Origin of the sequence: Salinisphaera sp. T31B1 (assembly GCF_040361275.1) — a bacterium.
Classification (GTDB): Bacteria; Pseudomonadota; Gammaproteobacteria; order Nevskiales; family Salinisphaeraceae; genus Salinisphaera.
The window spans coordinates 159,329-180,621 of sequence record NZ_APNH01000003.1 but is presented as its reverse complement, the minus strand read 5'-3'; the positions used below and the strand labels follow the sequence as shown (position 1 = coordinate 180,621).

Here is a 21,293-nt window from a genome sequence, read left to right as displayed (position 1 = left end):
ATGAGCAAGAAAAACGCCTTTTATGCCCAGAGCGGTGGAGTGACCGCCGTCATCAATGCCTCCGCTGCCGGCGTGATCGAAGCCGCGCGCGAACATCCCGACAAGATCGGCACCGTCTACGCAGGCCGAGACGGCATCGTCGGCGCGCTGACCGAGGACCTCATCGATACCTCCGCCGAGTCCGCAGGGGCAATCGCAGCGCTCAAGCACACGCCGGCCGGTGCATTCGGCTCCGCGCGCTACAAGCTCAAAGGCCTCGAAGACAACCGCGAACAGTACGAACGCCTGATCGAGGTCTTCAAGGCCCACGATATCGGCTATTTCTTCTACAACGGCGGCGGCGATTCCGCCGACACCTGCCTGAAGATCAGCCAGCTCTCCGAAAAGATGGGCTATCCGATCCAGGCGATCCACGTGCCCAAGACCATGGACAACGACCTGCCGCATACCGACTGTTCGCCCGGTTTCGGCAGCGTGGCCAAGTACACGGCCGTTTCCATCCGCGAGGCCGGTTTCGACCTGGCCAGCATGTGCAAGACCTCGACCAAGGTCTTCATACTCGAAGTCATGGGTCGACATGCCGGCTGGACCGCGGCCGCGGGCGGGCTGGCCAGCGAAGCCGAGGGCCAGGATCCGCACGTGCTGCTGTTCCCCGAGATCACGTTCGACGAGGAGAAATTCCTGGCCCGAGTCGACGAGACCGTCAAACGCCATGGCTACTGCACGATCGTCGCCTCCGAAGGCGTACGCAACGCCGACGGCGAATTCCTGTCGGACGCCGGCAATACAGACGCCTTCGGACACAAGCAGCTCGGCGGCATGGCGCCGACGCTGGCCGAACTGATTCAGAGCAAGCTCGGCTACAAGTACCACTATGCGATCGCCGACTATCTGATGCGCGCGGCACGTCATATCGCCTCCCAGACCGACGTCGACCAGGCCTATGCGGTCGGCCGCGCGGCGGTGGAATACGCGGTCGCCGGCAAGTCCGGCATCATGGTCTCGATCGTGCGCGAGTCCGACGAGCCCTATGAATGGTCGATCGGCGAAGCGCCTCTGGACGAGGTCGCCAACGTCGAGAAGATGATGCCGCGTGAGTTCATCACCGAGGACGGTTTTCATATCACCGACGCCGCGCGTCGTTATCTCAAGCCGCTGATCGCCGGTGAGGCCTACCCGCCCTACGCCGACGGTCTGCCGCAGTACGCCCGACTGAAGAAAGTGGCGGTAGCCAAGAAACTCGATACGCCGTTCAAGATCTAGCCGCCACCGGCGGCGAGCGCGTCGGCGCATCGGTTACACTGGCGCGCGATATCGAACATTCACCTTTGGAAGGGGTTTCGCAATGGGCTTTGAAGCCATCACACCGGGCAAGAAGGCGCCCGAGGAAGTCAACGTCGTCATCGAGATCGTAGAAGGCTCGAGCGCGGTCAAGTATGAAGTCGATAAGGACACCAACTGTCTGATGGTCGATCGCTTCATGAACGTGGCGATGCACTATCCGGCCAATTATGGCTTCGTGCCCCAGACACTGTACGACGACGGCGATCCCGTGGACGTGCTCGTGCTCACCCCCGAGCCGATCGTGCCGGGCTGTGTAATCAAGGCGCGCCCCGTGGCCGTGCTCGGCACTGAGGACGAATCCGGCCTCGACGCCAAGATCCTGTGTGTACCGACCGACAAGATCGCCACCGATTACTATAAGGACATCAAGGATCTCGACGACGTCGACGAGCGCCTGAAGAACAAGATCCAGCACTTCTTCGAGCACTACAAGGATCACGAAAAAGGCAAGTGGGTGAAGATCACCGGCTGGGAAGGGGCCGAAAAGGCCAAGGCCGAAATCACCAAATCGATCGAGGCCTACAACAAGGGCTGATCAGCACGGCGTGTCGGCACGAGCACTTCAGGCCGACCGTCCGCTTTTGAAGCCACCGACCCGCCCGGGCCGGTGGCTTTTTCTAGGCCGCGCGACACGCCGGTCTAGAAAATCACCTGGGCACGGGCACTGATCGTCTGCCCGTCATCGGCGCCGGTGAAGTCACGACCATCGGCGGCACCGGCGATCGGAATCCGGTTGTTCGTGTTCCAGTCGATATAGTTGAGCATGAAGCGCGTGTAGTCGTTCAACCACCAGCTCATGCCCAGCGTCGTTGCATAACCGGTACCGCCGGCATAGGCGCCGCTGTTGTCGTAATCCAGGGCATCGTAACGCGCCATTACCTGCCAGGCGCCCCAGCCGCCGTGGCCGACGGGACGATCCACCTTCGGGGCGTTCCAGACACCGCTCTTGGCGGAATAACCGAACGGCTCGCCGGTCAGCGAGAACCCGACCTGGCCGGAATAGGCATCGTAGTGCGTATCGTCATCTACGCGACTGTCGATATCGCGCCGACCGTATTCGGCCGCGGCGGCGAAACGTCCGGCCAGCCCTGCCAGCTCGAAGCCGTAGCCGGTGCTGGTCTCGGGCAGCGTTACGGTATCGGCATAGATCCGCGTGTTGTCGTTGAAATGCGAAGCCACGCGGTAGTTGTCGGTCAGCGAGTCGATCCGACCGCGGCTGAAGTCCTCGTAGAAACCCCAGGCACCGATATGAAGCATGCCGCGGTCGGAGAGCCACGGATTGAAATGACCGCGCGAAAGCACGGTCAGATTGTCTGAATCGGTATTGCCGCCGTCGAGCGAGCCCTTGGCCACGGCCAGCGACAGATGGTAGTTCTGCTCGCCGTAGAACGCCGTGGTGCCACCGAGATAGTAGGAACCAGTCTCGGGAATGACTGCATCCGCGACCGTGTTGCGCTCTAGAAACCAGATGTATTTCGACGAGGTCGCGCCACTGAGACTGCGATCGTTGAACTTGTTACCCAGATAGACCACGCCCTGGCCCAGTTCGAAATCCCTCTTGCCTGCGATATAGGCATCCCGGATGGCGACATCGCTGCCGGCAAAGTCGAACTCCAGCTTGTAGAGGATCGGCTCCATGAGCTGCCCCTGGACACCCAGGCGCAGACGGCGAAATTCGCTGCCGTCGATCTCGCGTTGGGGAAACCGCGAGCCGCTGGTGGTCGAATAGTCGTACTGGATACGCCCGAGCGGGGCGAAGGTGAACTCGCCGTCGCGGCTGGAAAACTCCGGCGAACCGCTCTTCCAGTTGACCTGAACGCTGTTGTTCTTGAGTTGGTCGACATCCTTTCGCAGTGCCGCCACCGACGGCTCGGATGGAGCCGATTTGCCCGCGCGGGTCGCCGGTCGGCTCGGCTGGTCCGGCGCTGCGGCGGCCGAGGCTTGGGCGGCCGGCCGCTTGTCGCTTTCCAGCGCCTGAATACGCTGCTCGAGACGCTGGATCTGTGCCGCTTGCTGGCGTACCAGATCGGCCAGTTCCGCATTGCTGGGCTGCTGAGCCCAGGCTGACGGCACATACACGCTGGCGCTGGCCACCACCGCCGTCATGACGCTTGCACGCCAATATTTGTCCAATTTCATGATGCTCCCTGATATGCATGGCCCCAAGCTACGATTGCATATTACAAGCACCCCTCGGGCCGATGACAAGCGCGATTACGCGATCCGTTGTGGCGCGGTCATTACCTAGCGCTGGCATTGTTGCGACTGCGCGCGAAACGACTGTACCGACGGTCGTAAGAGCCGCCGGCGGGCGCCGACGTCTTGTCCCATACATGCGGAATCGCGGTTTCTCAAGCGAGCCGGGCCGGCCGACGTGGCGTCAGTCACGCTCGGCGCCGCGATGTGAAAGCATTGGATGACCCGCGACCGGCAGTTGCGCCCTGAGCACGCACCCGCTTTCGGACTCGGTAATGAACAACTGACGGTTGCCGGGCCCGCCGAACGCGATATTGGTCGTCGCCAGTCCCTCGCAGCTGACAATTCGATGCAACGGCTCGCCCAGCGGGCTGAAATGCCAGGCCGAGCCCAGACCCGCATGCGCGACGACCAGGCCGCCGTCGGCATCCAGTGCCAGGCCGTCTGGCCCCCCCCAGCCGCCCGATAGCTGAATGAACAGACCCACCTTCGACGTCCCGCCATCGGGTTGCAGCGGTACTCGCCAGACGCAATTGCCACGGGTCACGGCCACGTAGAGGACCTTTTCGTCGAGCGACAGGGCGATACCGTTGGGGCTGGGCACGTTATCCAGCAGGCGTTCCAGACGCCCTGCCGCAGTCAGGCGATAGACACGGCCGCTCGGGTCGTGCAGGCCGGTCTGGCCCTGATCGGTGAAATACAGATCGCCGTTGGCCGCCAGTACGAGATCGTTCACGCCCTTGAACCGCTCGGCATAACGACGATCGATGAGCGTGGTTACCGTGCCGGTCTCGGGCTCCAGCTGCATGATGCCGTGGCGATAGTCGGCAATGAAGATACGGCCGTCCGAATGAATCTTGAGACCGTTCGGCTCACCGTCATACTCGGTGACCAGCTCGAACGTGCCCTCGGGGGATATCCGGAAAACGCGTCCGAACGGAATATCGACCACATACAGATTGCCGGCGCGATCGAACGACGGCCCTTCGAGGAAACTGTCGAACACATGGCCGGGACGCTGGGCCGTGCCCCAGGCGGTGGCCGTCTGGCCACGACGATAGCGATCCGGCAGGCGGGCGAACACGTCGGTCTCGATTCTTTTCGGCGGTGCGAACATCGTCAACTCCTTACGGCAGATCGAGCCTGTCACATCTGTGACGGCAACCACAGCGCCAGCGACGGCACGAGCGTGACGAGAAAAATCATGAGAATGATCAACCCGTAAAACGGGATGACACCACGTACGACTTCTTGCAGGCGGCCGTCCCAGACGCCCTGGATGACGAACAGGTTCAAGCCCATCGGCGGGGTGATCTGTCCGAGTTCGATAAGCAGCACCAGGATTACCCCGAACCAGATGCCGTCGAAGCCGTAGACACCCAGCACCGGATAGAGGACAGGGATCGTCATCACGATCATGCTGATGCTGTCGACCAGGCAGCCCAGGATGGTGAAGAACACGAACAGCAGCAGAATGAATTCGATGCGCGTGAGTTCGAGTGCACCGAGCCAGCTCGCGAGATCGCTGCCCAGGCCGGACAGGCTGACGCTGTAGGAAAAGATATAGGCCGCGAACACGATCGCCAGGATCGAGGCGCTGACGCTGATCGTACGACGGAACACGGTATAGAAACGGGCGCCGCTCATCTGTCCCCAGATCACAGCGATGATCGCACTCAGCACAGCACCCAGTGCGGCCGACTCCGTGGGCGTGGCATACCCCAAATACAAAGACCCCAGCACCACGCTGATGAGCACGAAAAAAGGCAGCAGATCGTTGACCAGCGCCAGCGCACCGTAGCCTTGCTCGCCAGGCTCGATGGCATCGCTTGTCTCCGGTGCCAACGCCGGATTGAGCACCGCCCGGACCCCGACATAGAGCATGAACAGCATCGCCAGGCCGATCCCCGGTATCAGGCCGGCCATGAACAGTTTCGCAACCGACAGATTGGTGAACGAGCCGTAGATGATCATCGCGATACTGGGCGGAATCAGTATGCCCAGAGTGCCCCCGGCGGCGATCGTACCCACCGACAGGGGCCGGTCGTAGTCTCGCTTGAGCAGTTCCGGAATGCCGACAGTGCCGATACTGGCCGCGGTCGCCACGCTCGAACCGGTGATCGCGGCAAATACCGCGCAGCCGGCGATGTTGGTCTGCAGCAGCCCGCCCGGCAGACGCTTGACCAGATGGGCCAGACCTCGATAGACCCGCAGACTCAGCCCCGCCTGCAACAGGAACTCCGCCATCAGTATGAACAGCGGTATGGCGGTCAGGGTGAAGCTGTTGGTCCCACCCCAAAGGGCGAGCGCCACCCCCTGGAAGCTGTCCAGGCCGCTGGTCATCCACAGATTGGCCAGGCCGGCCAGGCCGATCGCCAGCGGCACCCAGACCCCCAGCAACAACAGGCACAGAAACACCCCGAACAGAAAACAGACTTCGACGACGATCGTCACGGCCGTGTCTTCTTATCGCTGGCTGCGCCAGGCTCGACGAACAACCGCAGCACGCGCAGGCCAAGCAGCACCGCGGACGCCGTCAGACCGAGCGGAATGAGCATCTGCGGGAGGTACAGCGGGGTCGCCAGCAGTGTGGGCGCGGTATATCCGCCATCGAACGAGTCTTTCGCCAGCAAAAAGCACTGATAGGCCAACACCAGCAGAAAACCAATGAACACGAGTGACAGAGCCAGATCGAATACGTATCGATGACGTACCGATAACCGGTCGGTGACCAGTTCGACCCGGAACAGCGCGTTGTCGTGGATGGCCACCACCAGGCCAAGAAACATCACGGCCACGAGCAGATAACCCGAGATCTCGTCGACGCTCATGAACGAGTAATCGAACAGATTACGGGCAACAATCTCTGCAACGATGCCGAGAGCCATCGCACTCAGTGCTGCGGCGCATCCCACGCCGCACACCGCGGCGATGACCGTCTCACCGGCCCGGCACGCCCGTGCCATGGCCGAGCCTGCACCGGAGTCGCTGCCTTGGGTATCAGTCACGGTTCACCTCACTTGCCGATCGCCGAGCGCACTTTGGCCAGCAGCGCCTGTGTTTCCGGGCCTTGTTCGCTTGCCCACTGTTCCCAATAGGGGGACAACTTCGCCACGCCCTCCTCGACCGCCGCCGCGTCGGCGGTGGTCACCGTCATACCGTCGGCTTTCATCTGGTCGGTGAGCGTCTGCTCTTCGTCCTTCATTTGCCGGGTTGCCCAAACTGCATTCTTCTGCGCGATGTCGGTCACGGTCTGCTGCACCTTCGGATCGAGCCCGGCGAAGGCTCTCTTATTGACCAGAATGAAGGAGGCGAAATAGTTGGGGCCGAGCCGATAGGTATAGTCGAGCAGGTCTTGCCAAGTACGCGCACCACCGGAACTGGCCGTGAATACACCGTCAACCACGCCGCGCTGGAGCGCCGGGGCGACTTCCGGCGTACCGATGGTCACCGGCGTGCCGCCGAAAGCCTGAACGAAAGCCGCCTGCTGGGGTGATGTCACCCGCATCTTGGCGCCCTTGAGATCGGCGAACGACGTCAACTTCTTGCTCGACCAGGCCACCTGTTGGGGGTAATGGTAGATGGCCAGGATCTTGATCCCCCGCTGGTCGAACGCGGCGTCCAGCGCAGCGCGCATGACATCGACAGCGGTTTCGAACTCCTTTTCATCGGTGAGGAGCATCGGCAGGTTCAGAATGCCGGCGATCGGGACGTTGCCGTAGGGAAAACCATCGTCGGCCAGTTTGATGGTGCCGCCCTGGCTGACCGACTGCGTGATGTTCGTAGCCTGAATCGGCAGCGAGCCGCCGAAATGCATGCGCACAGTCAGCGCGCCGTCGCTGCCCTCGGTGATCTGTTGGCTGATCTGCTGCATCATCGTGCCCGCGGTCATGACCGGGGTATTGATATAGCTGTAGGCGTTCCAGCTCGCCGCGCCGGCTGTCGCACTCGCCACACACAAGCACACACCGGCCCATATCCCCAGACGCGATTTCTTTTTGGTCCACATCGCTGACTCCTCCTGTTGTGATCGAAAACACTTGCTGAACCGTTCCAGCTCGCTTTCTGTGCGCCGCGCTCGCGGCGTTCGTCATTCGGCTTGTCGTGACGCCCTCACCCCTGGGTCGTCCATACCGGTTACTCCCGTGTGAACCGAGAGTCGGCGTCGTAGGGGTAATCGATCAGCCCGGTGGCCACGGTATCGGGATCGAAACGCCAGTACTGGCGGATCTGGCGAATGAGATCGCCTTCGAATTCATAGTGCTCGGAGCCACGCACCATCGCTGTCGTGCCGTTGACCTGCGCGCGCATCGTCCATTCGCTGGCCGCGGCGGCGGGCCCATCCAGGAATGTGTCCACATGCCAGCTCGCGCCCTGCCACCGGTCACGGACCGTCACATAGAACGCGCCGATTGCCTGGGCGCCGCGAACCGGCCGATGGTTGTTGTCGTAGACCACCGCCTCCGGGCAGAAACAGGCTGCGATCGCCTCGGCCGACTCGTGCGAACAGGCATGAAAATAACGGGTCACCTGGTCGTAGTGGCTGCTCATTAGGGCCTCCGGCCGTTGATCGTGGGCGTTATGGGGCGTAATTGACGGGTCAGAGCCGCGGCAACGATGAACAGGCCGCTCGATAGCAACAGTTCGACGCCTGCCGTCGCCCACGCCACGGAATACGACCCATGTTCGACGAGGTAGCCGAATAACAGCGGGCCGACGACCGCCCCAGACGACGAGCCGATCTGTACCAGGCCGGTGGATGCCGCGGGTGCGGCCGGACTCAGCCGCACTACCGCATGAATCAGCAGGCCGGTCCAGCCCCAGCCGAAGCCGAAGGCGATCGATGCGCCGATCACGAACGACACCGGGTTCGACAAGACCAGCGCGACGAAACCGAACGACCCGACCAGCACCATGAGGGCGACAGCACGCAGGTGGCCGCCACAGCGGCGATCGGCCTGAATACCGCACACGAGCCGTCCGAGCACGCCGATCACGCTGGTCGCGGCGAATACCAGACCGGCCTGGCCGGGGCTCCACCCGGCTGCCACCGCCCCGGGCACGATGAAGATCCCCAGCGAACTGCCCGCAGCCATGCCCAGTCCGGCGGCCAGAGCAATCAGGCCCAGCATGGAACGGGACGCCTGAGTGGCGGTTTCCCGACTATGTGCCGTGTCCACGATCACGCGCGCATTGGGCATATAGATCGACAGCACGGCCGGCGGAATGATGAACAGAGCAAAGGCCCAGCGCCAGCCGATGGTCAATCCGATCGCCGGCACGGTCAGACCGGCCAGCATGCCGGCCACCGGAATCGCCGACTGCTTGATGCCGTAGGCGGTGCCCTGGCGGCTGCGCGATATGCGTTCGGCCAGGTACAGATTCACCGACGGCTGCGCCAGGGCGTTGGCGATGCCGCCGATCGCCAGTATCACCACCAGGCCGAACAGCGACTGCACGCCGAACGCGAGATAGAGCAGCACCACGATCACCGCCACCAGGGCCGCGCGCATCGTGGTGCGTACGCCGCAGGTCGCGGCCACGCGGCCGGCCAGCGACGAGGCCAGCGCGCCGGCGCCGAAGAACGCCGCCGAGGCGATGCCCAACGCACTGACCGACACGCCGATATCTTCGCTGAGCTGCAGCCCGAGCGCGCCGACCATGAACAGGGGCAACACGGTCAGTGTGGCCACCGCCACCGCGCCCGCACTGGGGCGCAGCAGCGCGGAGGCCATCGCCGTGTCGCAGGCGGTGTTCATCTGGCTTGCCAGACGGGGGGCCGTTTTTCCAGAAAGGCGGCCACGCCTTCGGCCCGGTCTTCGCTGTGATAAGGGTTGGGCCCCACGTGCAGGCGCAGCGCGGCGGCCAGCGGCAGCTCGGCGCCCTTGCCGATCATGGCCTTGTAGCGGCGCAGCGTCAGCGGCGCGTTGGCGACCAGCTGGCGACAGAAATCCGTCGCCTGTTCCATCAGCACGTCGGCCGGCATCACCCGGTTGACCAGCCCCCAACGCTGAGCTTGCTCGGCGCTGATCAGTTCGCCGCTATAGAGCAGCTCATACGCGATTCCGCGCGGAATCAGCCGTGGCAGCAGCTGGCAGCCGAAGTTCGCGCCCAGTCCGCGCTTGGCTTCCGGGAGTCCGATACGGACATGATCGGCAGCGAACCGGATATCGCAGGCCAGCGCGACCTCGCATCCGCCGCCCACCGCAACACCGTTAAGCGCGGCCACCACCGGCTTGGTGCACTCCAGAATCACTTCGAAGACGTTTCGCTGGACGCCGCGCATCGGCAGCGTCGGCGCCCGCTGCGACTGGTCGGCCTCGTTCATCTCCTTGAGATCGATACCGGCCGAGAACGCCCGTTCGCCGCGACCGGTCAGCAATACTGCCCAGACATCGTCATCGGCGCTGAAGCGATCGAACGCCTCGATCAGCTCGGCGATCAGCCCGGTACTCAGCGCATTGAGTCGCTCGGGACGATCCAGGGTGACGTGGGCGATTCGATCGACGATCTCGACCGCCAAACCATTGGGCGTACTGGCCATGACATGCTCCGATGTGCGTTGTGAAAATTCCGGGCCGCCGCGCGGCTGTGTCCGCGCGCGGGTATCGCCAGACATGGCCTGGCCGGTGTCATTGACGGTCCGACGGCGGCTCGGCCGCCACCACGGCGCCGCTCCGGCACAGACCGGCCACCGCGTCGGCATCGAAGCCGAGTTCGGTGAGAATCGCGGCCGTGTGCTGGCCGAACCCGGGCGAGGCGCGTGTGGCATCGAAGGGGGTGCCACTCATACGGATCGGTGCACCCAGTGCCCGATACCGCCCCGCGGTTTCATGTTCGTAATCCACGAGCAGCCCTTCGGCGGCGACATGCGGATCGAAGAACATTTCGTCGACATGACGGACTTCGGCCACGGGTACGTCACAGGCGCGCAGCAGATCGACCCATTCTGCGCTGGTACGCGACGGCATCAGTGTCTTGAGATCCGCGCCGAAGCGCGTGGCATCGGTGGCCGCGATCGCCGGGTCCAGCCCGGTGGCCTCGGCGAGTCGTTTACGCGCCGGCGCACTGCCGGCCCCGAGGGCGACACTGCCGTCGGCCGTTCGGAACACGCCATAGTGCGCGGTATGCGTGGGCGGGTCCGGGCGCATGCCGTGACGAACGGCTTCGATCTGCGTATGCGACGCGCGATCGCGACGCAGCGCCGGCAATCTCTGCTCGACGAACTCGCGGCGCCAGTCGTCGGCGCCGTAGGCATGCGCCAGGGCGTTGTTCTGCAGCGCCAGCGCGCCCCCGAGCAGAGAGGTGTCGACCCGCTGACCTTCGCCGGTGCGTTCGCGGGCATACAGCGCCGCCGAGATACCGCCGAACAGCAGCAGCGCAGCGCTGTAGTCGGCGGCCTGCACCTCGCTATGGAACGCCAGGCCTTCCTTTTCGGCCGCCAGCGAATTCATCAGCCCCGATCGGGCCTGAACCACCACGTCCATGCCCGGCAGGCCGGCTTCGGGGCCGACCTGGCCGTAGGCGGTCACCGCGCCGTAGATCAGGCGCGGGTTGAGCGCGGCCAGCGACGCATAATCCAGCCCGCGCCGCTGCACCGCCGACGGACTCAGGTTGACCAGCACCACGTCTGCGGCCTCGACCAGGCCTCGGATCACCGGTCGGGCATCGGGATGTGCCAGATCGATCGCAATGCTCTGCTTGCCCCGGTTCTTGATCATGAATTGACGCGTTTCACCCGGGGCGAGCGGATCTTCGCGGGATCGATAGGAATCGCCGGTCGGCGGCTCGACCTTGATCACGCGGGCACCGGCATCGGCCAGCATCTGGGCACAGAACGGTGCGACCACGAACTGGCCGAATTCGACCACGGTAATATCGGCAAAAGGTCCGGACATGGCTCGCCTCGGTGAACGGATATTCGATCAATAAGCCAGGGCGCGCGCGTCGCCGACCGCGGCAGGGGTCGATTCGCACGCCGTCGGCTTATCGCCGCCGGCGAGCGTCTCCAGCCCACGCCCGGCCAGCATCGGCCCGCTGGTCTGCAGGTGACAGGCCACCTCGCCGCCACCGTCGAGCGGCGTCATTTCCGGCATGCGTTCACGGCAGACGTCCATCACATACGGGCATCGGGTATGGAACGGGCACCCCGGCGGCGGATTGGACGGGTCGGGTATGCCCCCCTTGAGAATCACGCGATGCGGTTGATTGCGCTTGCGCGGGTCGGGCACCGGGATGGCCGAGAGCAGCGCCTGGGTATACGGATGGGCCGGCGCGCGATACAGACGCTGGGTTGGCCCCGACTCGACGATATGGCCGAGATACATCACCGCCACGCGATGCGAGATATGGCGCACGACCGCCAGATCGTGGGCGATGAACAGATACGACAGCGATCGCTTCTCGCGAATGTCGGCCAACAGGTTGATCACCTGGTTCTGGGTCGAGACATCCAGCGCGGACACCGCCTCGTCGCAGACGATCAGCCGTGGGTCGAGCGCCAGCGCCCGTGCGATCACTACACGTTGACGCTGGCCACCGGAGAACTCGTAAGGGTAACGATCGGCATGGCTTGCGCGCAGACCGACCAGATCCAGCAGTTCCTCCACGCGCTCGCGTATCGCTGCCCGGCTCATCGAACGGTGCACCCGCAACGGCTCGGCGATGCTTGCGCCAATGGTTGAGGACGGGTCGAGCGACGAATACGGATCCTGAAAGACCATCTGCATCTGTGCACGCACGCGACGCAGGGCACGACCGCGGATCGGCGCGATATCGTGGCCTTCCATACGCACGGTTCCGGAATCGATCGGCACCAGCTTGAGAATCGCGCGCCCGGTCGTGGATTTGCCGGAGCCGGACTCGCCGACCAGCCCCAGGGTCTCGCCGGGCGCGATTTGCAGGCTGACGTCGTTCACGGCCCGCACCACGCGAGGGCCGCCAAACAGCGAGTGTTTGCGGAAGGTGACTGTCAGGCGCTCGACCGAAAGCAGCGGCGCCTGCGGTTCCTCGTTCGAATCATGCTCGACGTGTTTCACGTGATACCCCGCAGTTGAAGTTCGGCGGTGCGGATGCAGCGGCTGACCTGCTCAGGCCCGGTCGAGCGCAGTTCGATGGGCCGATCGGTGCATTCGGGCTGGCCATAGGGGCAGCGCGGGTGGAACCGACAGCCCGCGGGCATATTCCAGGGTTCGGGCGTATTGCCCGGGATCGATGCCAGTCGTCCCGAGGCCGGCCCGAGCTGGGGCATCGAGCGCAGCAACCCTTCGGTGTAGGGCATCCCAGGCGTTTCGAACAGCGGAATGGCCGGCGCGCGCTCGACCACCTGCCCGGCATACATCACCACTACCCGATCGCAGATTTCGGCGACCACGCCCAGATCGTGGGTGATCATGAGGATCGACATGCCGATTTCGTCGCGCATCGAGGCCAGTAGCTCCAGAATCTGTGCCTGGATCGTGACGTCGAGCGCGGTGGTCGGCTCATCGGCCAGCAGCAGCTTGGGCTCGCAGCTCAATGCCATGGCGATCATCGCGCGTTGACGCATGCCCCCGGAAAATTCGTGCGGATAATCGGCGATGCGCTTGTCGGCTTTGGGAATGCCGACCAGGTCCAGCACCTCGATCGCCCGCCGTCGAGCCGCGCGCCGGCTGCCGCCGCGATGACGCAGTACCGTCTCGCTGATCTGGTCGCCGATCGTGAACGCCGGATTGAGGCTGGTCATCGGCTCCTGAAAGATCATGGAGATATCGTTGCCACGAATATCCCGCCGCTGGCGCTCCGACAGGGTCAGCAGATCGCGATCCTCGAACCAGACATGGCCGCCGGCGAGCCGTCCGGGCGGCATCGGCACCAGGCCCAGGATCGACAGCCCGGTGACGGTCTTGCCTGAGCCGGACTCGCCTACCAGACCCAGGATCTCGTGCTGCCCGATATCGAAGCTGACGTCGTTGACCACGTTCGCCCAGCCGTGACCGGTGGCGAAGTCGACCGACAGCCCATCGATCTTCAGCAGCGGATCGGCGGACTCTGACGCGTTGTCGTGCCCAGCGCGCGGGCAGGTTGCGGTCTTAATCGACATGATCAGTCCCCCTTGCGTATTTCACGGCCCAACGCGTCGCGAAGACCGTCGCCGAGCAGATTGAAAGACAGCGTGGCGATGGCGATCGCCAGCCCCGGCCAGAACACCAGCCCGGGGGTGGAGCGGATCTCGGGAAAGCCGCGGCCCAGCATGTTCCCCCAGCTTGGCGTCGGCGGAATCACCCCCAGACCGAGCAGGCTCAGCGCCGCTTCGGCCAGCAAGGCCGACGCCAGCAGCAACGAGACCTGGACCAGCAGCGGCGACAGGATATTGGGCAGCACGCGGCGGAAGATGATCGTGGCGGCGGGCGTGCCGATGCTCACCGACGCTTCGATATAGGTCTCGGCGCGCACCGACAGCGCCGCACTGCGTACGACGCGGAACAGCCTTGGGGCATAGACCAGCCCGATCGCACTCATGGCCTTGACCAGGCCCGGACCGGTAGAGGCGATGATGGCCACCGCCAGGATCAGCGCCGGAAACGTCATCAGCACATCGGCTGTACGTCCGAGCAGCCAGTCGACCCAGCCGCCGAAATAGCCGGCGATAAGCCCGGACGGCACGCCCAGTATCACCGCCACCGTGACCGCGAAGCCCGCGGCGAACAGCGATGCCCGGCCGGCATAGATGATACGGCTGAACGTGTCGCGGCCCAGTGAGTCGGTGCCCAGCCAATGGGCTGCCGAGGGCCCCGAGAGCCGGTTGACCACGTCGATTGCATCCGGGCTGTAGGGCGACAGCCAGGGGGCTGCGATCGCGGCACCGATCAGGGCCACGAGCACCACCAGGGCGGCCAGCGCGATCCGGTTGGCACAAAAGCGGCGAACGAATCGCCGCAGGGTCGTCTCACGCGATCGCGATTTGGGCACCGGCGTCGTGCCACTCGAGGCGCCGGTATCGGCGATCGATTCCGTCTGTCCGTTGTTCATGGCTAGCGGACCCTCGGATTGAAATAAGCATACGAGACATCGACGAGAATATTGATGAAGATCACCATGCCCGCCGCGACCAGCACCACGCCCTGGACGACCGGGAAGTCGCGGTTGAACACGGCGTCGTAGGCGAGCTTGCCGATCCCCGGCAACGAGAACAGCTGCTCGATGACGACCGTACTGCCCAGCAGCCGGCTCATCTCGATGCCGAAGACCGTGATCACCGGCAGGGCAGCGTTCTTGAGCGCGTGCTTGACCACGATCCGGACCGGGCTGAGCCCCTTGGCCCGCGCGGTACGGATGTAGTCCTCTGACATGACCGTCACCAGCGACGCCCGAGTCTGACGGGCGATGATCGCCGAGGGCGTGAGCGACAGCGCGAACGCAGGCAGTGCCAGATGACGAAACCACTGCCACGGATCCTGGGTCAGCGGCACGTAGCCGACCGAGGGAAACAGCGGATAGGTGACCGACAACGTCATGATCAGCAGCATCCCGACCCAGAAATACGGTACGGCCACGCCGATGCTGGCCAGCACCGTAGCCGCACGATCCATCCAGCTACCGGCGCGCAGCCCGGCGACCGCACCCAAGGCCACACCCAGCACCACCGCGATGAGCATGCACAATCCGACCAGCGATACAGTGGTCGGCAACCGTGCGGTGATATCGACCCAGACCGGCTGGCTGCTGAACAGCGAATGGCCGAGGTCGCCCTGCAGCAGCCCGCTCACCCAGTGCCAGTAGCGCACCAGAAAGGGTTCGTTCAAGCCCAGAGTGTCGCGAATGGCGGCAATCTGCGCCGGCGTGGGATTCTGCCCGGCCAGGCTGACGGCCGGATCGCCGGGAATGAGCACGATCAGACTGAAGATCAGAAAACTGATGATCGCCAGTAGCGGGACGGCCGCGGCTATGCGGGAAATCAGAATCTTGAGCATGAAACACGCCTTGTCCGATTAATCTGCGTCGAGCCGGCCGACGCGGGCCATTCGCCCACGCCGGCCACTGCCCCGGATTACTTGCGGCCCGGATCGATACCCACGCCGCGGAACTCGCGTGCGCCGTCGGTATGGATATTCAGGCCTACCACGGTCTTGTTCATCACGAACGGCGTGGTCAGATGGCACAAGGTGATATTCGGATACGCTTCTTCGGCGACCGCCTTGAACAGCTTGGCGTAGATCGGTGCCCGCTTGTTGGCATCGGCACTGTTCATGGCCTCGCTGTTGAGACGCGTGATCTCATCGGTGGTGTAGCCGCCCGGATTACTGAAGCCGTCGGCCAGGTAATACTCGGAGGTCAGAATGCTCGGATCCGAGGACGCCTTCTGCTCTTCGAGTACGGCATCAGCCGACTTCTTGACCGAAAAGTTCTCGGACAGCAGCCCGATGCTCTTGGGTGTGATCGACATCTTGATGCCGACCTGGGCCAGGTTGTACTGAATGATCTCGGCGATCTGCTGATACAGCGACAGATTGATCACCTCCAGATCGAACGAGAAACCGTCGGCCAGCCCGGCGTCCTTGAGCAGCTGCTTGGCCTTGTCCGGATCGTAGAGTTTTTCGTTGTCGATCTCGGGGTTGGAGGCGAAATAGGACGGCGGGAACAGCTGGCGCGACGGCTCGCAGAATCCGTCGGTGACCTGCTTGACCGATTCCCGGTTGATCGCGTAGCTGATCGCCTGCCGCACGCGTTTGTCGTCGAACTCGGAGCGCTTGGTGTTGAGCTTGACGTTGTAGCTCGACAGGCTCGGGCGCTGACAGACCACCAGCCCCGCCTGCTTGGCCGGCTCGTACATGCTCGCTCGCAAAAACGTCGAGTCCGCCGCGCCGGTGATCACCGCGTTGAGCCGTGCGTTGTCGTCACCGGAGATCAGAAACACCATCTTGGCGACGTTCTGGGCGTCGTCATCCCAGTAGTTGTCGACCGCGGTGTATTCGACCTTGTTGCCCGGCTGATAACTGGTCATCCGGTACGGCCCGGAACCGCCGGTCGGCTTGATATCCTCTCCGGACTTGTCGAAGGCAGCCGGGCTCATCATCATGCCCGCCGAGCCGCCCAGTACGCCGACCAGCGCGCCGGCACCGCCGTCGGTATGCAGCCGTACCGTATGGGCATCGACCACCTCGACCGACTGGACCGACTCCAGCGAGTTGGCGTTGAACGAACCGGGCAGCGTCTTGGAGCGCTCGATATTGGCCTTGACCGACGCCGCATCGAACGGCGTGCCGTCGTGGTAGGTCCAGTTCTCGCGCAGCTTGAATTCGAGCGTCTTGCCCTCGTCGGTGAGCTTCCAGGAGGTGGCCAGCATCGGCTGCGGCTTGCCCGAGTCGTCGACATACACAAGGCTGTCGTAGATCGGGAACAGATACATCTGGCTGTTGTTGGTATTGATCTTGTCCGGATCGAAGCTGGTGTTGCCGACGCTGTACATCCAGGTGAAGGTCTTCGACTGATCGATACCGTCGGTGAGCTCGGGACAACGCGGATCGTTCACCTCGGTCGGCTTGCCCTGACCAGCGCTCGAGGCCGCCGCCTCGGAGCCGGCCGCACTCCCGCCCCCGTTGGCGACCTGAACCTTGTCACCGCCGTTGTCGTTACCGTTGCCACAACCCTGGATACTGGCCAAAAGCAGCACAGCGGCCGCACTCGCACACATCCAACCCGACTTTCTGATGATTGTCGTCATAAGGCCTCCTCAAACCTAGTTGCCGAGCTCATTCGTTGTCGACCGCTGCCGGAGCGCACTTCCGAATGCCGATCTGATGCCGGTCTATGTTTCGGAAGACGCCCTCGGGCGATCTAGTTATCGATCATGATTCATTTCGTCTGCGTTGGGACCACATCTGTGTGGCACGTTCGAATTGCAGCGCGTTCTCCCAGCCGATGCCGGGCGGGCCGAGTTCGGTACGGAACGAGCGCGTGGCTTCCCGGGCCAGGGCCGGATCCTTGGCCGGCCGGCGTGCCAGTTCCATGGCGAAATCCTCGACCTGGTCGTCCGGCAATGATCGCCAGGCCATGCCGACGGCTTCGGCACGTTTGCCGTCGAGCTCTTCGCTGAACAGCCCCATGGCCGATGTCGCCTCACGGCCGGCGGTACGCCCGGCGATCGTGAAGAACCCGCCCCCGGGGTGCAGGCCGATACGCAGAAAGCCCGACAGAATACGGGCGTTGTCGGCGACGATGCGCAGGTCGGTGGCCAGCATCAGATTGATGCCCGCCCCGACCGCGGCCCCGCGAACTGCGGCAATGGTAGGCACCTTGAGCGAGCCCACTCGCATGAACGCGCCGTAGATCAGGCCGGTTTCGCGGTAGGTCTTGTCCTCAGCCTGGTCTGCGCCGGGCTGCCAGCGCCGCCGATCCGCGCCGGAGCAGAAGGTACCCCCGGCGCCCTGGATCACCGCCGCGCCCAGCGACTCATCGGCATCGATCTCGTCGCAGAAATCGGCGAGCTGGCGCCCCATCTCCGGGGTAAGCCCGTTCTTGACCTCGACCGAATCGATCGTGATCAACGCAACGCCTTCGCGGCGTTCCATCAGTATCTGTCCCATCAACCGTTCTCCTTACTCAGACTTGTCTTCGACAGGGTTGGCCCGATCGGGCCTGCTCGACCGCCAAGCCGTTCTCGCTAGGCCTGACCATCGATTCGCATCAGTACATCGACCGCCATCGCCCCCCGGCCCTCGGCCGCGACGATGATCGGATTGATCTCGAATTCGCCCAGACGCGCGCCGGCCAGCGCCGCGGCCTGACTCAGCCGCACCATGGCATCGACCACGGCGGCCACGTCGCAGGCCGCCGCGCCGCGAAAACCGGCCAACAGTGGCCAGGCGCGCAGGCTGCGTAACATGTCGTAGGCCTCGCCCGGCGACAGCGGCGCCAGACCCGAGGCAACGTCGCGGTAGATCTCGGTGGTCACCCCGCCCAGGCCGACGGTCACCACCGGCGGATAGCCGTCGCGCCCGGCGGTGGTCGCCAGAATCAACTCCACACCCGACGGGACCATCGGCTGGACCAGCACGCCGTCCACGTCGGTCACGCCGTGGGTCTTCGCACTCGCGACGAGTTCGTCGTAGACGCGCGCGGCGTCATTGGCATCCACGTCCAGACGTACGCCGCCCACGTCCGACTTGTGCGCCAGGGTATGTGCCTGCAGCTTCATCGCCGCGCCCCCGCGCAGGCCGGCGACGGCGTCTGCGGCCTGGGCAGCGTCGTGCACCACGCACGACCGGGGCCGTGAAATACCGATCGTATCGAGCAGCGCCATGCCGGTGTCGTCGTTGGCGGCCAGCCAGGACTCGATCTGTGCCGCAGTGATCTCGGCGGCCGGCTTCAACGATTCCGGCATCGACTGCGGGGTCATCGCGGGCATGATCAGGCTTGCCGTGCGTGTCAGCTCACCGACCGAATGGAACACCGGCATCCCGGCGGCCTTGAGGATCTCGCGCGCCTCGGCGGTCAGCTCGTGGCCGGCCATCCAGGCCACGAGCAGCGGCTTGGACAGCGATTGCGCGGTATGCACGATGTCACGGGCGAGTTCCGCGGCGGCACGGCCGGTGACCATGGTCAGCAGTACCGCGACCACATCGATATTGGGGTCATCAGCCACCAGCTGGCAGACACGGCCGAACGCATCGGCGCCCTGATTGAACAGCTGGGCGGTGACGTCCACGGGGTTGGCCAGCGCCCCGAAGGCAGGGATCATCGGCGCCAGCGCGGTCTGTGTCGCAGCATCGAGTTCCGGCAAGCCTATGTCGTATTTCTCGCCCTGGTCGGCGGCCAGACTGCCGGCACCGCCGGAACTGGTGACCACGCCCATGCGACGGCCCGAGGCCCTGGGCATGGCAGCGAGCACGGCGGCCACCGACAACAGCTCGCTGATATCGTTGACAAGATTGACCCCGTACTGGCGGGATACCAGCGTAAAGGCGATGTTTTCGCTGAGCATGGCGCCGGTGTGCGAGGCGGCAGCCCGTCGGCCCGCCTCGGAGCGCCCGCACTGCAGTAATACGATCGGCTTGGACAGCGACCGGGCCTTGCGGGCCAGGCGGGCGTAGGTCTGGCCGTCGGCCACAGCCTCGACATAGAGCATCAGAAAGCGGACGTCAGGCTCTTCCAGCAGCTCTTCGGCGATCTCGTACAGGTTCAGATCGGCCTGGTTGCCGGTGCTCACCCAGGCCGTCAGCCCCAGGCCCATCTCCATCGACAGGTCGAGAATCGAGCCGCCGACCGCGCCGCTCTGGCCGACATAGGCGCCGCCGCTGCCGTGGAAATTCAATGGCCGGTCAGCTGCTGCGGTGAAAGTCGCCGACAACCCGATCGGGGTGTACAGCACGCCCTGGCAGTTCGGGCCGAGCACGCGTACGCCGGCCTCACGGCCGGCCTTGACCAGTTCGGCCTGATGCGTCGCGCCTTCGGCGCCGACCTCGGCAAAACCGGAGGCGAACACGATCGCGGCCACGGCGCCGACCGCGCCCGCATCGCGGACGGTCTGTGCAGCATGCGCTGCCGGCACCATCACCAGCACCAGGTCGACCGGCGTGGGCACGCTGGTCAACGTCGGGTAGCAGCGCCGTCCGCCCAGCTCGTCGTAGTTTGGATTGACCGGATAGATCTCACCCGTGAATCCGTGTTCCTGCAGATAGCGAAGCGGCCGTGCCATGGCGCTGTCGGCACGCCCGGACGCCCCGACCAGTGCCACCGCACGCGGTCTGAACATGCGCTCGAGGGGGCGTCGCGGCGCGTCAGCGGCCATCAGGTCACGCTCGTTTGCTTGGGCGTCGTCGTTGCGTGGCGCCTGTGTCGCACGGCGTCTGCTGTCGATGCCACTGTCTCGCCCGGCCTGATGCATAGAAAACCTCGATCCTTGGATGTTCTGCGAAAAATCACGCATACGGCTGCGCTATCGGCCGCCACGGACGCTCAATTCTCCAGATGCCCGCGCCCGAGCCAGCGGCCCCCGTCGATCACCAGATTCTCGCCAGTAATGAAATCGGCATAGTCGCTGAGCAGATATGCGGCGGCGTTGGCGATCTCGATCCGTTCGGCGAACCGTCCACGCGGCACGTTGCGCAGGATGCGCTTGCGATCGGCGTCCGTCGGAAACAGCTGAGTCACGGCCCCGGTATCGTTGGTCGAACCGGGCGTGACCACGTTCACGCGCACGTTATGGGCGCCCCACTCGACGGCCAGCGTCCGGGTCATCGCCAGCACGCCGGCCTTGGCGCTGGCCGAGTGGACCGCCAGCGGCCCGCCATGAAACGCCCCCACCGTGCCGACGTTGAGAATCGAACCGCCGCCGGCGGCAATCATCCGGCGTCCGGCCGCCTGTGTGCAGAACCATGTGCCATCGAGCACGATCGAGACGACCGCGCGCCAGGCATTGACCGACATGTCCTCGGCCTTGACCCGGAAGTTGCCGGCCGCGGCATTGACGAGCATGTCGAGCCGTCCGTACTCCGTCTCGGCGGCGTTCATGAAGGCCTCGACCTGGTCGGGTTCGCGTACGTCAAGCGGCACGGCCAGCGCCTCGGAGCCGTCGGCGCGCAGCTCATCCGCGGCCTGCTCGATGACGTCCCGACGCCGGCTGCCGATGACGACACTGGCACCCAGCCGTCCGAGCGTACGGGCGATCTCATAGCCGATACCGCTGCCGCCGCCGGTCACCAGGGCGACCCGTCCGGCGAACGTGTCCTTGGCAAGCATGGTCGTCATCGCGGGCTCCGTTCGAAATGGCGATC

General features: G+C 64.4%; 19 protein-coding genes. 2 read left to right on the top strand and 17 right to left on the bottom strand.

Translation table 11 applies throughout. The annotated features are described in order from the left end of the window. Positions 1-1,263 carry a 6-phosphofructokinase gene (locus T31B1_RS12280; protein ID WP_353249800.1) on the top strand — a complete coding sequence of 421 codons (1,263 nt, stop codon included), beginning with the start codon at positions 1-3 and terminating at the stop codon, positions 1,261-1,263. 82 nt (positions 1,264-1,345) lie between these two features. Continuing rightward, complete coding sequence (ppa, locus tag T31B1_RS12275; RefSeq protein ID WP_353249799.1) at positions 1,346-1,879, top strand: inorganic diphosphatase; 534 nt, start codon at positions 1,346-1,348, stop codon at positions 1,877-1,879. 104 nt (positions 1,880-1,983) lie between these two features. Here the strand turns inward: ppa and T31B1_RS12270 are convergent, their stop codons facing one another. The 17 genes from T31B1_RS12270 to T31B1_RS12190 form a co-directional block, all read right to left on the bottom strand. Next, complete coding sequence (locus T31B1_RS12270) at positions 1,984-3,483, bottom strand: OprO/OprP family phosphate-selective porin (protein ID WP_353249798.1); 1,500 nt, start codon at positions 3,481-3,483, stop codon at positions 1,984-1,986. Positions 3,484-3,724: 241 nt separating this feature from the next. Beyond that, complete coding sequence (locus T31B1_RS12265; RefSeq protein WP_353249797.1) at positions 3,725-4,657, bottom strand: SMP-30/gluconolactonase/LRE family protein; 933 nt, start codon at positions 4,655-4,657, stop codon at positions 3,725-3,727. Between the two features lie 29 nt (positions 4,658-4,686). Then, positions 4,687-5,994, bottom strand: coding sequence for a TRAP transporter large permease (locus T31B1_RS12260; protein ID WP_353249796.1), 1,308 nt, complete (start codon positions 5,992-5,994; stop codon positions 4,687-4,689). Beyond that, positions 5,991-6,548 (bottom strand): TRAP transporter small permease, encoded by a 558-nt coding sequence (locus T31B1_RS12255; protein WP_353249795.1) that lies wholly within the window; start codon positions 6,546-6,548, stop codon positions 5,991-5,993. The genes T31B1_RS12260 and T31B1_RS12255 overlap by 4 nt, the downstream gene beginning before the upstream one ends. An 8-nt stretch (positions 6,549-6,556) precedes the next feature. Beyond that, positions 6,557-7,549: a TRAP transporter substrate-binding protein DctP gene (dctP, locus tag T31B1_RS12250; RefSeq protein WP_353249794.1), complete on the bottom strand. Its 993-nt coding sequence runs from the start codon at positions 7,547-7,549 to the stop codon at positions 6,557-6,559. Between the two features lie 128 nt (positions 7,550-7,677). After that, the gene (locus T31B1_RS12245; RefSeq protein ID WP_353249793.1) at positions 7,678-8,091 is read right to left on the bottom strand and encodes a nuclear transport factor 2 family protein; all 414 of its coding nucleotides are present in this window, start codon (positions 8,089-8,091) and stop codon (positions 7,678-7,680) included. Further along, positions 8,091-9,299, bottom strand: a complete 1,209-nt coding sequence (locus T31B1_RS12240) for an MFS transporter (RefSeq protein WP_353249792.1) — start codon at positions 9,297-9,299, stop codon at positions 8,091-8,093. The genes T31B1_RS12245 and T31B1_RS12240 overlap by 1 nt, the downstream gene beginning before the upstream one ends. After that, on the bottom strand, positions 9,296-10,084 hold the full coding sequence (locus T31B1_RS12235) for an enoyl-CoA hydratase/isomerase family protein (protein ID WP_353249791.1): 789 nt from the start codon (positions 10,082-10,084) through the stop codon (positions 9,296-9,298). Before T31B1_RS12235 ends, T31B1_RS12240 begins: the two co-directional genes overlap by 4 nt. Positions 10,085-10,172: 88 nt before the next feature. Beyond that, a complete protein-coding gene (locus T31B1_RS12230) occupies positions 10,173-11,438 on the bottom strand; it encodes a CaiB/BaiF CoA transferase family protein (protein ID WP_353249790.1) in 1,266 nt (421 codons plus the stop codon). A gap of 27 nt (positions 11,439-11,465) precedes the next feature. Then, positions 11,466-12,578 (bottom strand): ABC transporter ATP-binding protein, encoded by a 1,113-nt coding sequence (locus T31B1_RS12225; protein ID WP_353249789.1) that lies wholly within the window; start codon positions 12,576-12,578, stop codon positions 11,466-11,468. After that, positions 12,575-13,621: an ABC transporter ATP-binding protein gene (locus T31B1_RS12220; protein WP_353249788.1), complete on the bottom strand. Its 1,047-nt coding sequence runs from the start codon at positions 13,619-13,621 to the stop codon at positions 12,575-12,577. The genes T31B1_RS12225 and T31B1_RS12220 overlap by 4 nt, the downstream gene beginning before the upstream one ends. A 2-nt stretch (positions 13,622-13,623) precedes the next feature. Beyond that, a complete protein-coding gene (locus tag T31B1_RS12215) occupies positions 13,624-14,550 on the bottom strand; it encodes an ABC transporter permease (RefSeq protein ID WP_353249787.1) in 927 nt (308 codons plus the stop codon). Positions 14,551-14,552: 2 nt separating this feature from the next. Continuing rightward, positions 14,553-15,491: an ABC transporter permease gene (locus T31B1_RS12210; RefSeq protein WP_353249786.1), complete on the bottom strand. Its 939-nt coding sequence runs from the start codon at positions 15,489-15,491 to the stop codon at positions 14,553-14,555. Positions 15,492-15,568: 77 nt separating this feature from the next. Next, positions 15,569-17,242, bottom strand: a complete 1,674-nt coding sequence (locus T31B1_RS12205; RefSeq protein ID WP_353249785.1) for an ABC transporter substrate-binding protein — start codon at positions 17,240-17,242, stop codon at positions 15,569-15,571. Between the two features lie 124 nt (positions 17,243-17,366). Next, positions 17,367-18,104: an enoyl-CoA hydratase/isomerase family protein gene (locus T31B1_RS12200; RefSeq protein ID WP_353249784.1), complete on the bottom strand. Its 738-nt coding sequence runs from the start codon at positions 18,102-18,104 to the stop codon at positions 17,367-17,369. A 77-nt stretch (positions 18,105-18,181) separates the two neighbouring features. After that, positions 18,182-20,272 (bottom strand): acetate--CoA ligase family protein, encoded by a 2,091-nt coding sequence (locus T31B1_RS12195; protein WP_353249783.1) that lies wholly within the window; start codon positions 20,270-20,272, stop codon positions 18,182-18,184. Positions 20,273-20,475: 203 nt separating this feature from the next. Further along, positions 20,476-21,267, bottom strand: coding sequence for an SDR family oxidoreductase (locus T31B1_RS12190; RefSeq protein WP_353249782.1), 792 nt, complete (start codon positions 21,265-21,267; stop codon positions 20,476-20,478). Positions 21,268-21,293: the final 26 nt, after the last annotated feature.